Source organism: Vibrio sp. 1978 (genome assembly GCF_033344345.1).
Window position 1 is genome coordinate 37,205 of the sequence record NZ_JAWPOP010000003.1, and the last position, 13,649, is coordinate 50,853.

Sequence of the window (13,649 nt, forward strand, 5' to 3'; positions counted from 1 at the left end):
TTTAGCAAGCGTCGCTTAGTCAACTAAGAACTTGTCTTAATTTCACACTTATTAATTGTCTTGTTAGCTCTTTTGAAATAGACAGAAAACTTAAGTAATGACTAATTTAGCTTAAGTATAAAAGACAACTTTTTTACGTTATTTACCTCACACTATTTAACTATAAATTTGCAGACGAACAAATTAAATTAATACATTCACCTAGCTAATAAAAACAAAAGCAAAACACATAATTATAATTCTATTATTTATAAGGACATAGAAAAGTGAAATTTAAGTATTCTTTAGCAACGGCAGTCACTCTCGCATTATTACAAGGCTGTGGCGGTGGTGGCGGTGATAGCTCATCACCTACTCCGTCCACTAGCAGTGCAAACGGTCCAACGTGGAAAGTTCATGATTTTAGCCAACCGTCGAAAACGTTTATCAACCAATGTGAAACGCCCCGCGTCGGACTGGACCCATATGACAACTATGCCGCCTATCCAGATAAATTGGGCTCTGCATTACACGAAAAACTCTTTTTAAGAGCTTTTACTAACGAAACGTATCTATGGTATGACGAGGTTCCTGATAATAATCCAGCAAACTACAAAACTGTTACTGATTACTTCAATACGCTGGTCACCTCTGCTACTACCGCGACGGGTAAACCAAAAGATCGCTTCCATTTTACCGTCCCTTATGAGGATGATATGAAATCATCGCAATCCGGTTTAGTTGCTGGATTTGGTTTTAACTGGGCATTCCTACGTGGCGTACAACCTCGAGACGTTCGTATTTCCTACACTGAAGAAGCCTCGCCAGCTGATAGAAGCGGCATTGCTCGTGGTGATAAGCTTCTGAAAATCAATAATATTGATGTGGTTAACACCGGTAGTCAGTCCGACATTGATTTTATTAATAAAACGCTCTTTAACCCTGACATCAATCAAGATTACACCTTCACATTTGAGAGTGTTGGCGGTCTAGAGAAAACCGTGACGCTTACCGCCTCTGATGTCATGACCTCTCCAGTTAAAAATGCCAAAGTGATTACACAAAATGGTATGCGGATCGGCTATCTGCAATACAACTCCTTTGAACCAAGCGCTCAAGCCCCGCTTATTGAGGCGTTCAGTACGCTCTCAGCAGAGAATGTTGACGAGATCGTCGTTGATTTACGTTACAACGGCGGTGGCTTAGTCCTTCAGTCCTCGCAAGTAGGCTACATGCTAAGCGGTGCTGGTCAGAACCGAGTCTTCAGTGAGTTGATTCATAATGACAAAGTGATGCGTACCATTAAAGATGGGGATAACATCTATCGCTTTACAAATCTAGCAATAGACTGGGCAGCACAGAAATATTCGGACCAAGTGCTTCCGACACTGAACAAAAAGCGCGTATATGTGCTGACTTCAGGAGGCACGGCTTCCTCTAGTGAACTGCTAATCAACGCTTTACGCGGCATTGATGTGGAGGTTATCCAAATAGGCTCAACAACCACAGGTAAACCGTATGGGTTCTCACCAGAACAAAACTGCGGCACTATGTACTACACTATTCAGTTCAAGTCGGCGAACGAGAAAAAATTTGGCGACTTCGCTGATGGTTTTATTCCTACTCCAAAGAGCCAAATCAATACCGAGCTAGGCTTAAACAATAGAGTGGAAGGTTGCTGGGTCAATGACGACCTAACAAAACCGTTAGGCGATCCGTCTGAAGGTATGCTTTCTGCGGCGCTAAACTACATGGAAACAGGAACCTGTCCGCCAGTATCCCCTTCAAGTTTCAACGCCATGCCGCGTAACATTTCATCTCCGGAGTTAAGCGATCTTCGCTCTCCGCTACGAACAGAGGCAATTCATGTTGAGATCAACTAACTTTTTACGAATGCTGATTCGGGTTGCGCTTTTCTTAGGCACTTCGATTTCTTTGATAGGATGCCAAGCTATGTCACAAGAACCCGTTGAAGCATTGAGTAAAAAGAACTCTCCGGAAACAGTCATAGAGATTCAAAACGCGATCGCAGAAATCCAAGGGACACCAGCACCTAAAATCGCAAATAACGTATTTGAATCCTCACCGCATTTGTTGATTGAAAAAGGACGAGTAAAAGGGAACAACAATCAACTGTTGGATGGCAGCTATACGGATCTTCCAGACCAATATACGTTGCAGATAAGAGGTGAAACCTGTGGCTTGTACTATGCCAAAACAGATACTTTTGTCTCTCTCAGTTCACTAGATTGTGAGCCCATCATTAAGTTTTAGATCTCCCAAAAGAGAAGCCCGCTGATATCAGCGGGCTTCCTACTTTATTGTTCAGTGTGAAACGGTCAACGTTACTTTAGTTCAATCCATGCTTTGCGCTGTTGCTTATCCATGTATGACCAAGCTACAAAGCGGCTCACTTTCTGTCCTTGGCTCATTTCAACCACACGAATGGCTTTCACACCCAATTTTTCAAGCTGCTTGCGCATCGGGCGAACGTTGTCTTTTTTGGATATGAGTGTTGTAAACCACAAAACCTGCGCGGCAAAAGCTTGGCTTTCATTCGCCATTTTTCGGATAAACGCCGCTTCTCCGCCTTCACACCACAATTCAGCGTTTTGACCGCCAAAATTCAACGCAGGCTTACTTGTCTTTACTGGTGCGGTTTGAGGTTTTAGCCCTTTCTTGCGCTGGTTTGCTTTTAGATTATCGATTTTACGCTGGCTGCCCATAGCGGCATCTTCCGCCGAACGGTGGAATGGCGGATTACATGTCGTCACATCATAACGATCATTCGGTTGAATGATACCTCGATAAATATTGGCATCATTGTATTGCTGTACCAGTGCAATTTTTCCCGTCAAAACACGATTGTGCTCTACGATCGTTTGAGCCGATTGGATGGATTTTGGATCGACATCGCTGCCCGTATAGTGCCAACCGTATTTTGTTACACCAACAATCGGATAAATACAGTTTGCTCCCACGCCAATGTCCAACGCTTTCACTTTTTGGTGCGCGTACTGACCTTTTGCTTCACCATCAAGTAGCTCTGCCACTCGGTGAATGTAATCAGCGCGGCCCGGAATCGGCGGGCAAAGGTAGGTGTCGGGAATGTCCCAGAACTCGATACCATAATACGCAGCAAGCAATGCTTTATTGAGCATTTTAACAGCATTAGGATCAGAGAAGTTTATGGAGTCTTCCCCTTTCGGATTTTTGATAACGAATGGCTTTAACTGTGGTTCACTTTCCACGAGTTTTTTGAAATCGTAACGACCTCGATGAACATTACGCTCATGCAAACCATTCTTCGCTATTTTTATGAACTCGACTTCGCTCTTTCCTGCAGGCTGCGAGGATTTGCGCGCAACTTTGTCTTTAACACGCTTCGGCTTGGCTTTATTCGCGTCTTTATTCTGACCCGCCATTGAAGTCTTTGGCTTTGCTTGCTTCGCGTTGTGATTATTGTTCTTCATTCAAATTCGCTTTTAAATCGAGGTAAATCATAAACAAACGAGCATCAAATTCGAGTTGGTGATACTCAGGCTCCATATAGCAACATAGCTGATAGAACGCCTTGTCGTGGTTTTTCTCACGAGTATGTGCCAACTCATGTACCACCAGCATTCTTAATAGTGGCTCGGGCGCATCCTTAAATACATTGGCAATGCGAATCTCGTTTTTCGACTTCAGCTTACCGCCATGGTTTCTACTGATTACACTGTGCAAACCAAGCGCGTTGTTTACCGCGTGAATTTTCTTATCGTAGACAACTTTACTGATTGGCGCGGCTTTCTTCATGTAGCGGTTTTTGATTGCCATGGCGTACTCATAGAGCGCCCTTTCGCTTTTGATTTGGTGCCTATCGGGATAACGCTTTTCGAACCAAGGAACAAACTTGCCACTCGCTATCAATGAGCTCACCTGCTCTACGATGTTTTGTGGGTAGCCCTGAATGTATCGAAGTGACGGATGCATAGAGTTAACGTCTGTTATGACAAAATAAAGGCGCTCAATATACCTGAGATAAAAGACAGTTTCACCTTAGCTTTCGCCTTTCATTTATGGTGAAAGGCCGTTAAACTTCGCCTCCCAATGATAATGGAGAGAAATTCAATGAAACGTGTCGTTCTTTATGTCAAAGACAAATGCCCTCACTGCAAAGATGCTCAACGTTATCTGGATTCGAAAAATATTAACTATCGTTTGTGCAATGCTAAGATGCAACGCGGTCGCAAAGAACTTGATGCGCTTGGTGCTCGTTCAGTGCCAGTTTTAAAAATTGGTGATCGGGTAATGATTGGCTGGAACCCAAAGAACTTCGAGAAGATGTACAAAGGCGACTAGTGCTCGGACGATGAATCTGCGCTGCGTTTAAACGTAGCGCTTGATAAAGTCGATAAACGTTCGATCTGCTATTGATAAATACCCCTGCTTGCGCCAAGCAAGTGCCAGATCCAGCGTCACTGGTGGTTCAAACGGTAAGCCAACAACGCCCGACTCATGTTGAGTCACCAATTCCAGTAACGCGGTAATCGCAAACTCTTGTTTTACAATACTCAAAATCAAAGGCAGTAAGTTGGTCTCGAATGATGACTTCATGGTAAACCCATGCTCCTCACTCACCTGATCCAAAAATTCGCGGTGAAAATAGCCATGCTGAAACATAACCAAATCGTGTTCAAAGAACTCATCAAAAGTAAGAGCGTGTCGCTGGGCTAACTCATGCTCAGGTGAAACAACTGCGACCATTTGGCTAGTAAACAAATGGTCAGTTTCTAGATCATCAGGCACATTATCACAACTGATCACACCAATATCGAGTTGACCATTGAGCAGCATACGACGAATCGATTGAGTCCCAGCTTCGACCAAGGTCAATTTTAACTCCGGGAACTGGCTTTTAAACGCCATCACAATTCGTGGAAAGAAATAACTGCCCATCATTGATGGCGTCCCGAGCCTTACTTCGCCTTTCGCTAAGCCTTTCAACTCATCAATCGCGAGCTGCGCGTCGTGCAACTGTTGAATCACCCGCTTGGCATGTATAAGTAGCGTTTCGCCCTCTTTCGTTAAGCTGATTTTTTTATCATCACGGCGAAATAGGGTAACGCCCAAAGACTGCTCAAACTTTTTGATAGAAATGCTTAATGCGGGCTGGGCAATATGCAGGGCTTTCGCCGCATGGGTAATGTTTCCGTGTTCAGCGACCGCCAGAAAATGTTTAAGTTGTTTCGATTCCATTAGATCAAAAATATATGGTGTCCATATTTTTAATATATTTTTTTAATTTATAACGAACTGATAGATTGATCACAGTCTCTCCATTTGCTCACATTAGGCAGGATTCATGGTCAGTTTTGGCACACCGGAATACAAACGCATTACGCTCTCGCTAGCGCTTGGTTCCTTCTTGGTTTTTTCAAATTTATACCTACTACAGCCAATGCTGCCCACTTTTGCTCAAATTTTCACGATCTCAGAAACGCAAGTGAACTGGTTATTTGCGGCCTCAACACTCGCTCTCTCTTTTAGCCTCGTTCCAATGGCTGTGTTATCAGAATCAGTGGGACGAAAACCAGTCATGATGGCCGGTCTGTTTTCGATTCCTACCCTTTCCGCTTTGATGCTGTTTGGTGACTCATTCCTGTTTTTGGTGGTATGTCGAGCACTGATCGGTGTCGCGCTCGCCGCTTTTGCTGCGGTCGCCGTGGCTTACATGGCAGAAGAGCTCGACAAGCACGCTTTCTCGATGGCAATTGGAACGTACATTGCGGCTAACTCATTAGGCGGTATTGCAGGACGTATTAGCGGCGGCTTATTGGCGGACAATTTCAATGTTGATGTCGCCATTGAAGTTATGATGGTGTTCACTCTTCTTGGTGTCATTGGCGTTCACTATTTATTGCCAACACAGCGCAACTTCACCCCGTCATCAAGCAGCTTGCGCCATCAAAATCGTGCGCTTATTGGTCATTTTAAAAACCAACGCGTATGGTTCGCGATGCTGATAGGAGGACTCAACTTTGCTTTGTTCGTCAACCTTTACTCCGTAATGGGGTTCCGTCTGGTGAGTGAACCTCACAATGTGCCCGTCGGGTTGGCCTCACTGATCTTTATTTGTTACTTGGGAGGAACTTTCTCCTCTCGTTGCGCAGGCCACTGGAGTAAACGTTATTCATCAATCCTCGGCATGTTCTTGGGCGCGATAGTGAGCATGACGGGGATGTGGATTGCGGCGGTTGAAAGCTTGACTGCAATGCTATTTGGGTTGTTGCTGATAAGTTTTGGTGCCTTCTTTACTCATACCCTCGCCTACGGTTGGGTCGGTCAGAATGCCACTCGTGCCAAAGCCACCGCGACAGCGCTCTACTTAGTACACTACTATGTAGGCGGTAGTTTGGGAGGATTCTTACTTCTTTATTGTTGGCAACATGGTGGTTGGTCGAGTGTTCTCATGGGGGGAAGCGCCGTCTACCTAGCGATGTTTGCTGCGATTGCGTATTTGAAACACATTGCCGAAAGAAAGCATACTGACCAAACACCTGACGCTGCGAGTTTAAAGAGTAGCTAAGGTACGCTCATTTGCGTAATACCTCTCTGGTTACTTGGATAACCAACTCTGCTATGCTTGGGCTACTTTAATAAAAACCAGAAAGTCGTATGTCAACGCGTTCAACACAAAACACAGATATCGAAGCGATCACTCAACAGGTCGATCAATGGCTCAACGATGTGGTAATCGGACTCAACCTTTGTCCGTTTGCTGCCAAACCGCAACGTAATAAACAAATCAAAATTTTTGTTAGTGAAGCGACTCAAGAAGAAGCGCTTCTTGAAGATATTTTATTGCAGCTGATTGAGCTGAGTAACACAGAACCCGAACAACTTGAGACCACGTTGGTTGTGGTTCCCAACATGCTACAAGATTTCTGGGACTACAACTTTTGCATAGATTGGGTTGAAGGATTAATTAAGCAGCAAAACTGGGAAGGTATTTTCCAAGTAGCGACTTTCCATCCTGATTACTGTTTTGGCGGCGCAAGGCCTGAAGACGACGAAAACCTGACCAATCGTTCTCCTTACCCGATCTTCCATTTGATTCGCGAAGAGAGTATGGAAAAGGTACTAAAACACTATCCTGATCCTAAATCCATTCCCGATACGAACATCGCTCGTGTTTCCGCCCTTTCAGAGGAAGAACGTAAAAAGCTGTTCCCTTACCTATTTCGTTAAGCACCACCATTCCCCAAAGGCAGATTTATCACCAGTTAGATGCAATGCCCTTGGGGTTCAAAGTGCGGTTTGGTATCATTGCCGCTTCAATCGATTCAATGGAAATTAGAATGCAACTGTCAAAGCTAACCCAAGAGATTTTTGATCACTTATACCGTGATATCACCGAGTTCCGTAGTACGTTCGACTTACCAGTCGCAGACGCTGCAAGCCTTGATGCACAAGCAGATACACTACACACCTCTTTGGCGATCGAAGAGCTAACAGAGCTAGCAGAAGCAGATTGTAAAACTGAGCAAGCAGATGCCATCGTAGACAGCGTGTATGTATTAATGGGCCGTCTCGTTCATCTTGGCCACAGCAAAGTAGAAGACAACCTAGCGATCAGCTACTTAATTGATCTTCTATTAAACGTTGCAGTAAACCGTGGTATTGAATTTATTCCTTGCTGGGATGAAGTGCACTCAAGCAACATGAGCAAAGTATGCCGTAACGAGCAAGAGTACTCAGAAACAGAAGCATTCTACGCAGAACAAGGCATCAAGTTGATGGCGGTGCAGAAAGGTGAATACATCATCGCGAAATGCGCCGAAGATTTCGTATCGGAAGGTAAAACCATTCGTAAAGGCAAAGTACTCAAATCTGTTTACTACCGCCCTGCAGATCTAAAACCGTTAACTCAATAAGCGTTGAGTTTGGCTATCTCGATTAAAAAAAAACGACCTCAAGTAGGTCGTTTTTTATTGTCCCTAAACATTAATCAAAGATTAAATAAGGTTGCTCATCTACGATGACCTTTTTGACTTGAGTATTGAACACTTCCCCGAGAGCTTCTTCCGTTAGCACAGTATCGGCACTTCCTGATGAGTGCAGCACACCGTTGTTAAGCAGCAATACTTTATCTGCGTGCTTTAATGTGCGATTGAGATCGTGATTAGCAACCAATACTCCAATTCCCTGCGCCGCCATAGTGTTAATCAATTGATAGAGCAGACCCTCTTGCGCAATATCTAACGGTGCTGCTGGCTCATCCAAAATTAAAAACTGCGAAAAAGGATTAATGGTACGCCACACCTGCAAACATACACCTGCTAATCGGACACGCTGCCACTCACCACCGGATAATGTTTGAATACTGCGATGAAGCTTATCTTGCAGTTGTACTAGCTCCACCACCATATTGACAGCATCACGCACTTTGATATCCGCAATCTCAGCACCACTTGGCAGAGATAAAGCGAGATACTGAAACACATCAACATTAAACGCTGGGCGCGATTGCTGACACAAATAACCTCGAACATGAGCTTGCTCTGACAACGGTAAAGTAAGCAAGTTTTTGTTGCCAACGTACACTTCACCACTCATACCGTCTCGGTGACTTAACGTACCAGAAATCGCAGCCAATAAAGTACTCTTACCGGAACCATTAGACCCAACGATATGTACGATTTCGCCAGCTTTGCATTCAAAAGAAAGAGGCAATAATCGACTACCAACCGACATATGTTTAACGTGCATCATGACTCTTCACCAGCATCCAGATGAAAATAGGTGCGCCAATCGATGTTGTCATGACACCTAAAGGTAACTCTGCGGAGTCCAATAACAGTCTTGCGCCGATGTCAGCAAATACAAGCAACGCAGCACCAGATATTGCAGAAAGTGGCAATAAATAACGGTTTTCCGTACCAAAAGCCAAACGCAACAAGTGCGGCACCACCAAACCAACAAAACTGATGATGCCACCCAAAGCGACTGAGCTACCCACCAAAACAGAAATGGCGAGGATCAATTTCCAACGCATTTGATGCACATCGACACCCAATTGGGTCGCATGAATCTCACCCAGCATCAATTTATCAAGCGACTTGCCTTTACAACATAACCAGATAAGCACCGGTAACATCACCAAAGTAACGGTATGTTGATACCAACTTGCACCGCCAATACTGCCCATTAACCAATACATCAGTTGGCGTAAACTGAGATCATCACTAAAGTAAAATGCCCACGTCACAATCGCGCTCGATAAAATACCCAATGCGACCCCAACCAAAAGCAATCGAGCCGTCGTCAGGTGCATTGCCCTTGCTATCGCCACCAAAACAAACGTGAATACCATCGAGCCAGCAATCGCTGCCAACATAAAAACAATCGGGGTAGGAAGAACAGGTGACGCGAACATGATTAAGACCATTGCTAAGCTTGCGCCACCAGAGATACCAAGCACGCCAGGTTCAGCCAACACGTTCCCAAGCAACACTTGTAACGTCGCGCCAGATACCGCTAACGCAGCACCAATAATTGCCGCAGACACTAACCTCGGTAAACGCAAGTCCACCAATAACTTCTGTTCAAATGCAGATAAGGATTGAAAAGGAGAAAGGAAAATTTCTCCGACCATCAAGTGAATGGCAGAGAGTACAGCGAGCACGATCGACATAACCATCAGGTTACGTTGCCAGCGTCGTTCCTTGTTCAGGATAAGTTGTTGAAAATCCATAGCGGCCGATAAAAACAAACGAGGCTTAACCTTACAGTTAAGCCTCGGTAAATTGCAATTAACTTCTCAAAGCAATGTTGGATTAATCGTAAACCAACTCACCCTCTTCAAAACGGGTTTTCACTTCACAAACCATCAGAGCTGCACGTTGACCTATTGCGACGTGGCGGTTCGGGAAGACAATCGCTTCGTTTTCATTCTTCGCCATTAATGGTTTGTCGCCATCATGACCAAACACTTCGCCGTGAACAAATGAGGTGAAGTTTTCAACATTGTCGTCGAACATAAAGTCAAAGTCTTCGTTCAAACGAACGATTGTGCGACTTACGCGATACTTAATGCATGGTTTTGGTAAGTGTTCTGGCTTCGTTTCCGCAATCAAATTACGTAAAGACAAATCAAACGCGGTCAGTTTATCGAGGTCATTTTCACCGATACGAGCCACACGGCCAAGCTCCATTGTGAGAGCCTGCGCACCAAAATTCTCGGCACTGTACCAGCTAAACGTGCTCGATGGTGAGTTTGACAGGAGCACTGCTTCAATGTGTGCACTGTCCAAGAAATCGATCAATGCCTTGCTGCGCACAGGATGACGAGTCTTAGGACTTACTGCAAACGTATAGTGCTTCGAGCCTCTAATCGCGCAGTGTAAATCAAGGTGCCAGCGTGTTGTCGGGTCGGTATCCTGATAAAAATCTCGAACAAGCAGCTTAAGCGTATCGGCGATAACAAGCTCTTTTGTCTGTTTGTGTTCTTTTTCGTCAAACAGACGGTTGAGATTTTCTTCGAGGAATCGCGTGTGCGCCAGAGTGGATTCTGGGTGAGCGATAATGAACAGACAACGGGTATCGACCGTCTGGAACCCAGATTCTATGTCTTGAATAATGGAATCCACCAGCTCCATCGGTGCGGTTTCATCTCCGTGAACCCCACAAGAGATGATGATGTTCTTCGTATCCTGAGTATAATTCGCAGGGATTACTTCTAATACACCACGCTGATAGAGTTTAAGTTTTACACCGTTAGAAAGCACCTGCTCCGCTGGTGCAACATCAATATGAACATCTAACGTGTCAGTTAAAAACGATTGGCGAAAGAGAGACTTCGTCATGCGTTACTCCTTAATAGCACGGCGGATATGTTAATAAATTGTACAAAGGATTTTTGTTGCTGCGATCTCACTTATGAGTAGAAATCACTATTTCCCTCGAAAATCCGATGCCTTTTCGCGCCAGGCACTCAAATCAAGCATTGAGGCGTTTAATTTTCAAACAATTACAAAGTGTTAGGGCTGTGAACTTTACCACAGCCCTGATTAAGATCATTATGATTTGATCAAATTTTTGTAGCTATAAAGCAGATTATGCATCAACACTGCGAAAAACTTAGCCGCGCTGTGCGAGCAAACGCTCAAACTCATCGACTTTTTCACGCACTAGCTCAACACTCTGCTGCCAAAACGTTGGCTGGGTTAAATCCATCGACAAATGCTTTTCGACGACATCTTCCGCCATCATGCAGCCTGTATCGCGCAGCAAATTGATGTAATCGGTGTAAAACGCTTCGCCTTTGGTTTCTCGCTGTGCATAGATACCCTTGCTAAACAAGAAACCAAATAGGTATGGGTAGTTATAAAAGCTCACGCTATCAATAGAAAAGTGCAGCTTGCTTGCCCAGAAGTACGGATCCGGTTCGCTCATTACGTCGCCATACCATTCTTTCCAAGTTTCTGACATCAACTCACAGAATTCATCTGCGGTTAACTCTCCATCCTGGCGGCGTTCATAAAACGATTTTTCAAACTCGTAGCGAACCGGAATGTTGATCATTAAAGCTAGCGCAGATGACAACTCTTCCCACAACATCTCGAGCTTTTCATCAACGCTCTCAGCTTTCGAAATCAAATGATCACGAACGATGTTTTCTGCAAAGATAGAGGCGGTTTCTGCTAACGTCATTGGGTAGTAAGTTTGGCAAAGTGGCAAATCACGAATAACCCAGTTATGGAACGCATGGCCAAGTTCATGTGCCAGAGTCATAAGGTCTGACCGGCTGCCACTCCAAGTCATAAACACAAGCGGTGTTCGCGTTGCTGGCAGTTTGGTGCAGTATGCGCCAAGACGCTTGTTAGCATTTGGCGCGGCATCAATCCAACCATTTTGTACCATCAAACGGACAAATTCCGACATCTCAGGGTTTACTGTTTCAAATGCTTCACAAATAACCTCAATCGCTTCATCAAAGTCGTAAACCTTCGCTTCACCGCTCAAAGCAGGCATAGCCGCCAGATGATTCCAAGGTTTCATCTCATCCAGACCATGTACTTGCGCCATCAATAAACCCGCTTTCTGACCAATAGCTCGACTGTCTTTGGCTACGGTCATCATCGCATTTAAAGTTTCAGCTTGGATTCGGCTACCATGCAAACTCGGCTCTAGGAAGTGAACTTCACGCTTCGTAGAACGCTTTTTGTTTTCAGTTAAGCGCCATCCTGCTAACGCATTCAAAATCGCAGCGAATGATTCTTGGTGCGTTTGCATTGCATCTTGTACGCCTCGCCACGCGGCTTCTTGACGCTCGAATTCAGAACCATAAAGAATGCTTGCCGCTTGAGAAAACCCAAGCTCTTCACTATTACCATCTGTGTACTCAAGCTTCACTTTCAATGAGCCAGTCAGGTTATCGTATAGGTTACCCCAAGCCGATTTGCCATCCACACTCATCGCAGCCAGTAACTGTTCTTCTGCGTTGCTAAGACGAGTATCCGCCAACTTTCTAGAATTCAAGATAGAAAAAGCTTGCCCACTGATATCAGGATTCTCATGGTCTAACACGCGCAAGATAAACTCTTCGTCGGCATGAGTTAATGTCAAATCAAAGGGACTGAACGCTTGGGAAAGCTCCGAAAAGATGCGGGTCATTTTACCAAGTAACGATTTCGCTTCGGCGTTTGTTGCATCAACAGAAGCATAACAACTCGCAAAATTTGCAACTGTGCCCGCTAAACGACTCGCAGCTTCATTGGTCAAAATCGCATTTTGCATGATCTCTACGTTGCCACAATCTGCTGATTGTTTATTCAAAAGATCAATACATTGTTCTACAAGAGCAATATCGTCTTGAATTCGTGGGTCAGAAAGGTCGTTATAAACGATGGACAAATCCCAACTCGGCGTTGTCATTTCTATATTTCCTTTTTATGTAACTGAGTCAATTTTCGCTTCCTGCACCTAGCAGATGGGCTTCCACTGACATCTTCCGTGACTATGCCCGTAAGCAATATCGTTCTGGGCATTTTAATATTTATAAATTAACGAGTTAAAAGAGGTACGCCAATCGAACGCACCGAGGCGTAAATTTGCTCATCTATGGTAATTGTTAAATGCGTGACAGAAGCGTTTCCTATCGACAACGTCGAATACCACTTTGGGTTACGCCAATCTAACTCCAATACATGAGCAAGAATCATACGAATGACGCCACCATGCGTGACGATAAGTAGATTGTCATTGATATCGTTGATGATTTGAGACCAAACGCGACATATGCGCTCAGAAAATGTGCTTAAGCTCTCAGCATTCGGCAACGTATGTTGTGCTGGCGATTGCCAAAAAGCATCTAGCTTTTTCCACTGCTTAGTGAGCATATCAAAAGGCATACCATCAAAATCACCAAATGCCATCTCTTGTAAAGACTCATCCGTCATTACTGGTAATAATTGCTGTTCAGCAATGATGTTTGCCAGTTCTTGACAGCGTGAAAGCGGAGAAGAAATTATTCCACCCACACCTCGTCCACTCTCGGCCCAAGCCCGAGCAATACTCTCTTGATCAGCAGGCGTAACTTTTACATCTGTTTGGCCATGGAGTCCTGGTGGAGCGTCTACTTTTCCATGACGCACAAGATAGATATTGAGTGTTTTCATTTTGTT

The 13,649-nt window shown here is 44.5% G+C and carries 14 protein-coding genes; 6 read left to right on the top strand and 8 right to left on the bottom strand.

The genetic code is table 11. From position 1 onward, the window contains the following. Positions 1–266 precede the first annotated feature (266 nt). Both R8N49_RS03940 and R8N49_RS03945 read left to right on the top strand, forming a co-directional pair. Entirely contained in the window at positions 267–1,862 is a 1,596-nt protein-coding gene (locus R8N49_RS03940) for a S41 family peptidase (RefSeq protein WP_025766760.1), read from the top strand. A gap of 70 nt (positions 1,863–1,932) precedes the next feature. Beyond that, positions 1,933–2,253, top strand: a complete 321-nt coding sequence (locus tag R8N49_RS03945; protein WP_186584315.1) for a hypothetical protein — start codon at positions 1,933–1,935, stop codon at positions 2,251–2,253. A gap of 71 nt (positions 2,254–2,324) precedes the next feature. Here R8N49_RS03945 and rlmF read toward each other — a convergent pair whose 3' ends face one another. Continuing rightward, positions 2,325–3,452 (bottom strand): 23S rRNA (adenine(1618)-N(6))-methyltransferase RlmF, encoded by a 1,128-nt coding sequence (gene rlmF, locus R8N49_RS03950; protein WP_186584317.1) that lies wholly within the window; start codon positions 3,450–3,452, stop codon positions 2,325–2,327. Continuing rightward, positions 3,439–3,954 (bottom strand): M48 family metallopeptidase, encoded by a 516-nt coding sequence (locus R8N49_RS03955; protein ID WP_005377870.1) that lies wholly within the window; start codon positions 3,952–3,954, stop codon positions 3,439–3,441. Before R8N49_RS03955 ends, rlmF begins: the two co-directional genes overlap by 14 nt. A 138-nt stretch (positions 3,955–4,092) precedes the next feature. Here R8N49_RS03955 and R8N49_RS03960 point away from each other — a divergent pair, with 138 nt between their 5' ends. After that, positions 4,093–4,323: a glutaredoxin family protein gene (locus tag R8N49_RS03960; protein WP_005377871.1), complete on the top strand. Its 231-nt coding sequence runs from the start codon at positions 4,093–4,095 to the stop codon at positions 4,321–4,323. 27 nt (positions 4,324–4,350) lie between these two features. On the opposite strand, the gene R8N49_RS03965 is transcribed toward R8N49_RS03960, so the two are convergent. Further along, on the bottom strand, positions 4,351–5,220 hold the full coding sequence (locus R8N49_RS03965) for a LysR family transcriptional regulator (protein ID WP_017820887.1): 870 nt from the start codon (positions 5,218–5,220) through the stop codon (positions 4,351–4,353). Positions 5,221–5,326: 106 nt separating this feature from the next. On the opposite strand from R8N49_RS03965, the gene R8N49_RS03970 reads away from it, so the two are divergent. The 3 genes from R8N49_RS03970 (at position 5,327) to R8N49_RS03980 (ending at position 7,898) form a co-directional block, all read left to right on the top strand. Then, entirely contained in the window at positions 5,327–6,550 is a 1,224-nt protein-coding gene (locus tag R8N49_RS03970) for an MFS transporter (RefSeq protein ID WP_005377873.1), read from the top strand. Positions 6,551–6,639: 89 nt separating this feature from the next. Next, a complete protein-coding gene (locus R8N49_RS03975; RefSeq protein ID WP_042521931.1) occupies positions 6,640–7,212 on the top strand; it encodes a DUF1415 domain-containing protein in 573 nt (190 codons plus the stop codon). A 110-nt stretch (positions 7,213–7,322) separates the two neighbouring features. Continuing rightward, positions 7,323–7,898: a nucleoside triphosphate pyrophosphohydrolase family protein gene (locus R8N49_RS03980; RefSeq protein WP_005397767.1), complete on the top strand. Its 576-nt coding sequence runs from the start codon at positions 7,323–7,325 to the stop codon at positions 7,896–7,898. A 70-nt stretch (positions 7,899–7,968) separates the two neighbouring features. Here the strand turns inward: R8N49_RS03980 and btuD are convergent, their stop codons facing one another. From btuD to cobC, 5 genes are all read right to left on the bottom strand, one after another. Further along, on the bottom strand, positions 7,969–8,736 hold the full coding sequence (gene btuD, locus R8N49_RS03985) for a vitamin B12 ABC transporter ATP-binding protein BtuD (protein WP_186584319.1): 768 nt from the start codon (positions 8,734–8,736) through the stop codon (positions 7,969–7,971). After that, a complete protein-coding gene (gene btuC / locus R8N49_RS03990) occupies positions 8,723–9,718 on the bottom strand; it encodes a vitamin B12 ABC transporter permease BtuC (protein ID WP_042521936.1) in 996 nt (331 codons plus the stop codon). The genes btuD and btuC overlap by 14 nt, the downstream gene beginning before the upstream one ends. Before the next feature lie 82 nt (positions 9,719–9,800). Then, a complete protein-coding gene (locus tag R8N49_RS03995) occupies positions 9,801–10,829 on the bottom strand; it encodes a succinylglutamate desuccinylase (protein WP_005377878.1) in 1,029 nt (342 codons plus the stop codon). 274 nt (positions 10,830–11,103) lie between these two features. Then, entirely contained in the window at positions 11,104–12,900 is a 1,797-nt protein-coding gene (locus R8N49_RS04000) for a M3 family oligoendopeptidase (protein ID WP_042521938.1), read from the bottom strand. Positions 12,901–13,028: 128 nt separating this feature from the next. After that, positions 13,029–13,643: an alpha-ribazole phosphatase gene (cobC, locus tag R8N49_RS04005; protein WP_042521940.1), complete on the bottom strand. Its 615-nt coding sequence runs from the start codon at positions 13,641–13,643 to the stop codon at positions 13,029–13,031. Between the last annotated feature and the right edge of the window lie 6 nt (positions 13,644–13,649).